Source organism: Lysinibacillus sp. NPDC093688, assembly GCF_050280145.1.
Classification (GTDB): domain Bacteria; phylum Bacillota; class Bacilli; order Bacillales_A; family Planococcaceae; genus Lysinibacillus; species Lysinibacillus xylanilyticus_B.
The window spans coordinates 58,193-65,000 of the sequence record NZ_JBNNUX010000025.1 but is presented as its reverse complement, the minus strand read 5'-3'; the positions used below and the strand labels follow the sequence as shown (position 1 = coordinate 65,000).

Genomic DNA, 6,808 nt, shown 5'->3' with positions numbered 1-6,808 from the left:
AGGTTGCCCACGTGTTACTCACCCGTCCGCCGCTAACGTCAAAGGAGCAAGCTCCTTCTCTGTTCGCTCGACTTGCATGTATTAGGCACGCCGCCAGCGTTCGTCCTGAGCCAGGATCAAACTCTCCATAAAAAGAAATTTGATTAGCTCAAATTGTTTTGCTGGCATCATGTTTGATGTCCAAAATTTTGTTTCGTTCACCAACTCAAGGTTAGCTACTAAAAACTTTATTGATTACGTTTTGCTTGTTCAGTTTTCAAGGTTCATTTCGTCACCGTTGTTTTTCGACGACTTCTTTATATTATCATTTAACTCAATTCATGTCAACAACTTTTTTAAAAAGTTTTTTTCGTTTGTTGAGTTTTTATATTATGTCTTAGCGACAATTAATATAATACAATAAAAATAAATTAAAAGTCAACAATTTTTTATAAAAAAATATCGAGGTATTTTTCATACCTCGATAACAAGCATACTACAGTCCTTGCTCCATTTCTAGAGCTTCTTTATTTACCTTATAATGACGGTGGAATATCATTTCACTTTTCGCAACGATTGGTTCAATTTGAATATAACCTTTGTCCACTAGATATTCTACAAAAACTTCTAAATCTACTGAGTAGTTCATGAGCTCACCATGATCATGCAATTCCTGAATAGTCCAAGTCTCCTTTGTTTGCATTACTTCTAAAATATGTTGAGCGCCGTCTCGAGTACGTGAATGTATTAAAAACTCACTTGCTAAAAACAATAGCTCTAATCGTTTTTCTATCGGTTCAGTACTTGTAACGAGCTCCTCGTACAATTTATAAATCGCTGGTTCTATTTTTTTCACCTGTGCCCAAACAGTTACTTCAGGATAAAGTCCACTATCAATAATGGATAAACGGCCTAAATGATGTAACGAATCTACTACATGATTATAAGCATCGAGATAGCTACCTTTATCAAAGTATTCTTTTCCTTCTAAGTAACGACGAATTAACTTTGAAAATTGAATGCCTGTTTTGATTTTACGACCACTAAACGGAAACTCCTGTAATTCAATTTTTAATTTATGAAGAAATTCATTTCGATCAAATAATACTCTACCAAAGAAAATCCAATCGACCACTTTTTTATTCGAGCCAATAAGCAGCCATTTTCGTATTATTTTCTCAGTAACCGTATGTAAAGCCACTTTATTCCCTTCATATAGGTAATGTTTCGTAAAGACTGGCTGTTCCGCTTCCTTTACAATAATAAGTAAGATTGTATCAAATGTATCTGTAACATTACTTTGTTCCTCTCGTTTTTCCACTAAAATAACGCCTAGTGTATTCGACTGACTTGCACGTTCCTGATATATCGGACGCAAAACTTGTTCCATGTTCAGTCCCCCTTCTATTTACTTGTAACCTTTTATCTTCATTCCGTGGATGCCACGGATATATACCGAATTCAATTACGCCAAGGCGAATATTGATTTCGTTAAAATTTCGACATACTCTAAAAGTATTCCTTCTTTCCACATTATCAAAGCTAAAATACTTTGTTCTTATATGTTATAGTAGATTTTAGATTGGGAGGCAAGATGATAAATGAAACCTTACAAAAGTAAAATTAATAAAATCCGTTCATTTGCATTAGCACTTATTTTTATCGGCTTTGTAGTTATGTATGGGGGAATCTTCTTTAAAAACTATCCTATTCTAGTCTTAATTTTCATGACCCTTGGTGTACTTTGTATTATTGGTAGTACAGTCGTATATGCATGGATTGGACTGCTCTCAACAAAAGCTGTTCAAGTGGAATGCCCTAATTGCCATAAGTACACAAAAGTATTAGGTCGTGTAGATATGTGTATGTACTGTAATGAACCATTAACACTGGATCCAACTCTAGAAGGAAAAGAGTTCGACCAATCTTATAATAAAGCAAAAAAATCCTAGCCCTCATTTAAGAGCTAGGATTTTTTTATTGTACTTTTGCAGATACATCTTTACACGATGGACAAGTGCCGTAAATTTCTAAACGATGCGAATGCACATCAAAGCCTGTTACTTGTGATGCAAAATGTTCAATTTCGTCGAGACCAGGATAATGGAAGTCGACTATTTTTCCACAGCATTCACAAATCATATGATAATGATCGTTTGTAACGAAGTCAAAGCGACTTGAAGCATCACCGAAAGTTAGTTCTTTCACTAGACCAACTTCACGAAATACGCGAAGGTTATTATAGACAGTCGCTACACTCATATTCGGGAATTTCCCTTCAAGTGCTTTATAAATTTCATCGGCAGTTGGATGTGCCATTGTTTGAATTAAATATTCCAAAATAGCATGACGCTGAGGAGTAATACGAACACCAGTTGTTTTTAACGTGTCAAGTGCATCCTGTAAATGCGTTTCAGACATCGTCATGCACCTCTTCCATAAAGATTATTAATTAATAATAGTTATAATTAGTGTATCGAATTAAGCTTACTTCTGTCAACATTCATACACATTTCAGTTTAACTTCTTTCAGCGGGTGTCACGGAACTATGCCGAGGCATAATTAATTGAGGACCGACGCTTCAATAACCTCTTGATAAATCCAGCCTATTTTCTACATCTATTTCACCACGTAACCACTTCTCTAAACTTGGCTTAAAAATCTCTAGGCTCCGTTCAACATAGCGAGATGAGTGACTTGAAATATGCGGAGACACAATGACATTCGGCAGAGTCCATATAGGATGATCCGCAGCTAAAGGCTCTTGTTCAAATACATCTAAAACAGCGTAACCAATTTCACCTGCTTGAATGGCATGCATCAAAACATTTTCCTCTACTAAGTTTCCACGGCCAAAATTCATGAAAATGGCGTCATTTTTCATCGCTTTAAAATGGTCTGCTTTCAATAAATGTGTCGTCTCTTCTGTATTAGGTAAAACTGAAAGGACAATATCAGCCTTAGGTAAAGCTTCGACTAATTGATCAAAGCTCACCATCTCATTCATATATGCCGCTTCGTTCCCTGAACGGTTACAGCCAATTGTCGCTACACCAAAAGCTTGCAATAAGCGACCTACTTCCGAGCCAATTGCTCCAGGCCCTAAAATAAGTGCTGTGCTATCTCGCAACTCGGTTTGTTTCGCTTTTTTTGACCATTCACTTTTCTTCTGCTGTTCATACACCCATGGTAGTGCACGCTTAATCGCTAAAATATGGGCAAGCATTGATTCTGCCATTGGTGTTTTATGAATGCCACGCACATTCGAAACGACTATTCCTCGGTCAATAATGGCTTGAGCTGGCATTTTTTCTATCCCCGCTGAAGCTACAAAAATCCATTTAACCTTTGTCGCATACTGAATATTTTCATCATTTAAATCTTCACCATATGTCACAAGCACATCCGCTTCTTGTAGCTTATCTTTTGATAAGCCATTTTCAAAAACAAAATCCACTTGTGGAAATTCTGCTACTAGCGGCTCACGTAAATCTGGTCTTGGTTCAAACGTAAAATAAATTCTCAATGCTTCGCCTCCCATTCTGCTAAATATGTATATACTTCTTCAATATGATTTTTCACACGTACTTTACGCCAAATCTTTATCAGATTTCCTTCTGTATCAATTAAAAATGTTGAACGTTCAATTCCCATATATTCACGTCCATACATCTTCTTCAGCACCCATACTCCATATGCCTCTGCCACGGCATGATCCGCATCCACTAATAAGGAGAATGGTAATCCATGCTTATCTATAAATTTGGTATGTTTTTTTGCTTCATCAGGACTAACACCGAGCACCACTGCATTTAATTTACTAAAATCATCATGCTTATCACGGAAGTCACAAGCCTCCGTAGTACAGCCTGGTGTCATATCTTTAGGATAAAAATATAAAATAACATTTTGTCCTTTGAAATCCACTAACTTTACTATTTCTCCTTTTTCATTCATAAGGGAAAAATCCGGTGCTTTTTTACCTTCTATTAAAGCCATATCAATCTCCTCCTCTGTACGCTTTATTTTACTCTAATTAGCAAAACAAATCATATCCCTTAATTTCTTTGGATTTCTTGCACTGATAGGTCTACAATAGATGAAGTATAAAAATTTAGGAGGCAATATATATGAATCACACAAAATCTGAAGCAGTACACGCTGAGGCGTTACAGCATATCGTTGGTGGTGTAAATAGCCCTTCTCGTTCTTATAAAGCAGTTGGCGGAGGTTCACCTGTTGCAATGGTACGTGGGAAAGGTGCTTATTTTTGGGATGTTGATGGCAACCGTTATATCGACTATCTAGCTGCTTACGGTCCAATCGTTACTGGTCACGGTCACCCACATATCGCAAAGGCTATTACACACGCAGCTGAAAATGGCACTTTATTTGGAACTCCAACTGAATACGAAGTTACTTTTGCTAAAATGCTTAAAGAAGCAATCCCATCTATGGATAAAGTACGCTTTAATAACTCTGGTACAGAAGCTGTCATGACAACAATTCGTGTTGCGCGTGCTTATACTGGCCGTACAAAAGTTATGAAATTTGCTGGGTGCTACCATGGTCACTTTGACTTAGTATTAGTAGCTGCTGGTTCTGGTCCTGCGACATTAGGTACTCCAGACTCAGCAGGCGTTACAACTTCAACAGCCGAAGAAGTAATTACTGTACCATTTAACAACCCTGAAGCATTTACAGATGCAATGGATAAATGGGGCGATCAAATTGCAGCTATTTTAATAGAGCCTATCGTTGGGAACTTCGGTATTGTAGAGCCTAACCCTGGATTCCTAGAATTAGTTCATGCCACAGCGAAGGACAAAGGTGCATTAACTATTTACGACGAAGTTATTACTGCTTTCCGCTTCCACTACGGCGGTGCCCAAAACTTATTAGGCTTAACACCTGACCTAACAGCACTTGGTAAAGTAATCGGCGGTGGTTTACCAATCGGTGCATACGGCGGCCGCAAAGAAATTATGGATACAGTTGCTCCACTTGGCCCTGCCTATCAAGCAGGCACAATGGCAGGAAACCCTGCATCCATGCAAGCTGGTATTGCCTGCCTAGAAGTATTACAAACTCCAGGTATTTATGATGAAATGGACCGTCTTGGAGCCATTTTAGAGGAAGGTATCCTAGCTGCAGCCAAAAAACATGATGTAACAATTACTGTTAATCGCCTTAAAGGTGCTCTCACTATTTACTTTACAGATGTGAAAGTGGAAAACTATGAGCAGGCTGAAAACTCAAACGGTGAAATCTTTGGACGCTTCTTTAAATTAATGCTTGAGCAAGGCATTAATTTAGCGCCATCAAAATATGAAGCATGGTTCTTAACAACAGAGCATACAGAAGCTGATATTCTTGAAACAATCAAAGCAGTAGATCTTGCATTTTCACAATTGTAATTTGCAAATGTAAAGGCTAAACTCCTAGTGAGAAGCGTAATTTATAACAGTATCTAGATTATCTAAATTTTAAAGACGACTCCCATGCGAGTCGTCTTTTTCTTTAAATGACATACAAATCTATGTATTTTATGAGCACTTCCTTCTATAATGTAAAGAAGCATTAATTATGCAGCCTGAGTTCCTCTATTTCAGCGGATGTTTGAACACCTGCTGAATAGTAACTAAGTCTGTATTTATCTATCCACCTATCAAGGTGGGAGGCTTCAAGTAGTTAAAATTTTAGACAGAAAGGACATCCATTTTCTATGAAATTAGGTGCCCGTGTATTTAAAACTGGTGTTGCCATCGTGTTTGCACTATTTATTGCTGAGTTGCTAGAGCTTCCTTCACCTGTTTTTGCAGGAATCGCAGCAATCTTTGCGATTCAGCCATCTATTTATCGCTCCTATCAAACAATTGTTGAGCAAGTACAAGCCAATTTTATAGGAGCTACCATCGCGGTCATTTTTGGCTTACTTTTTAGTCACCATGTAGTAGCAATCGGCATTGCAGTCATTGTTGCTATCGGTATAATGTTGAAATTTAAACTTGAAAAATCGTTGTCCCTAGCACTTGTTACCGTTGTAGCTATTATGGAGATTCAGGGAGATGACTTTCTTACATTTGGTCTTATTCGCTTTTTGACGATATTAGTTGGGGTGTTAGCAGCATTTGTTGTCAATCTGTTCTTCCTACCGCCAAAGTATGAAGTAAAGCTTTTCCGTAAGATTTACTTTTTACAGGATGATATTATTCGATGGACGCGACTCGCTGTTCGTCAAGCATCTGAGCATACTTCTACAAAAGAAGCATTAAGCAAATTTAAGGCTCGTATGCAACGCGTTGATACAGTGTACGATTTTTATAAGGAAGAGCGTAATTACTTTAAAAATAAAAAGTATGTAAAAGCACGTAAATTAGTTGTGTATCGTCAAATGATCACAACGTCAAAGAAAAGTTTAGAGCTTCTTCATCGTCTTCATAATCATGAAAACGAAATAGCACAGCTCCCGACACAATTTCATTTAATGATTCAAGAGCGACTTGATTTCCTGCTGACTTACCATGAGCAGCTACTGTTAAAATATACAGGGAAGTTAAAGCCCGAACATTCAGAGTGGAGTAAAAACATCGATTATGTTCAGCGTAACGAGTTAATGGAAATATTCATCAAGCAGATCAGTTATGCGCATGATGAAGGCGAAACTGAATTCTCGAGCTATCACTTGCTTTATATTTTATCGCGTATTTTAGATTATGAAGAAAACCTAGAGCATTTGGATACGCTTATCGTGTCGTATCAAACTCATCATGGTCATGAAATCAATGTGGAATTTGAAGAGGAATTTGTTTAATCAAAAGAGCGAAG

7 protein-coding genes and 1 rRNA gene (1 of these 8 only partly in view) are annotated in these 6,808 nt (G+C 37.5%); 3 read left to right on the top strand and 5 right to left on the bottom strand.

Going from position 1 to position 6,808, the window contains the following annotated elements:
- Nucleotides 1-132, bottom strand: a 16S ribosomal RNA gene (locus ACQKN2_RS17990) (it extends 1,333 nt beyond the left edge of the window).
- A 343-nt stretch (nucleotides 133-475) separates the two neighbouring features.
- Nucleotides 476-1,369 carry a nucleotidyltransferase-like protein gene (locus tag ACQKN2_RS17985; protein WP_427416151.1) on the bottom strand — a complete coding sequence of 298 codons (894 nt, stop codon included), beginning with the start codon at nucleotides 1,367-1,369 and terminating at the stop codon, nucleotides 476-478.
- A 211-nt stretch (nucleotides 1,370-1,580) separates the two neighbouring features.
- On the opposite strand from ACQKN2_RS17985, the gene ACQKN2_RS17980 reads away from it, so the two are divergent.
- Nucleotides 1,581-1,931, top strand: a complete 351-nt coding sequence (locus ACQKN2_RS17980) for a YgzB family protein (RefSeq protein WP_323650728.1) — start codon at nucleotides 1,581-1,583, stop codon at nucleotides 1,929-1,931.
- Between the two features lie 25 nt (nucleotides 1,932-1,956).
- On the opposite strand, the gene perR is transcribed toward ACQKN2_RS17980, so the two are convergent.
- From perR to bcp, 3 genes are all read right to left on the bottom strand, one after another.
- Nucleotides 1,957-2,400 carry a peroxide-responsive transcriptional repressor PerR gene (gene perR / locus ACQKN2_RS17975; protein WP_142510785.1) on the bottom strand — a complete coding sequence of 148 codons (444 nt, stop codon included), beginning with the start codon at nucleotides 2,398-2,400 and terminating at the stop codon, nucleotides 1,957-1,959.
- Between the two features lie 161 nt (nucleotides 2,401-2,561).
- Nucleotides 2,562-3,506 (bottom strand): D-2-hydroxyacid dehydrogenase, encoded by a 945-nt coding sequence (locus tag ACQKN2_RS17970; protein WP_427416150.1) that lies wholly within the window; start codon nucleotides 3,504-3,506, stop codon nucleotides 2,562-2,564.
- Nucleotides 3,503-3,979 (bottom strand): thioredoxin-dependent thiol peroxidase, encoded by a 477-nt coding sequence (bcp, locus tag ACQKN2_RS17965; protein WP_427416149.1) that lies wholly within the window; start codon nucleotides 3,977-3,979, stop codon nucleotides 3,503-3,505. The genes ACQKN2_RS17970 and bcp overlap by 4 nt, the downstream gene beginning before the upstream one ends.
- Nucleotides 3,980-4,110: 131 nt before the next feature.
- On the opposite strand from bcp, the gene ACQKN2_RS17960 reads away from it, so the two are divergent.
- Both ACQKN2_RS17960 and ACQKN2_RS17955 read left to right on the top strand, forming a co-directional pair.
- The gene (locus ACQKN2_RS17960) at nucleotides 4,111-5,397 is read left to right on the top strand and encodes a glutamate-1-semialdehyde 2,1-aminomutase (RefSeq protein ID WP_427416148.1); all 1,287 of its coding nucleotides are present in this window, start codon (nucleotides 4,111-4,113) and stop codon (nucleotides 5,395-5,397) included.
- Nucleotides 5,398-5,705: 308 nt separating this feature from the next.
- Nucleotides 5,706-6,794 carry an FUSC family protein gene (locus ACQKN2_RS17955; protein WP_427416147.1) on the top strand — a complete coding sequence of 363 codons (1,089 nt, stop codon included), beginning with the start codon at nucleotides 5,706-5,708 and terminating at the stop codon, nucleotides 6,792-6,794.
- Nucleotides 6,795-6,808 lie beyond the last annotated feature (14 nt).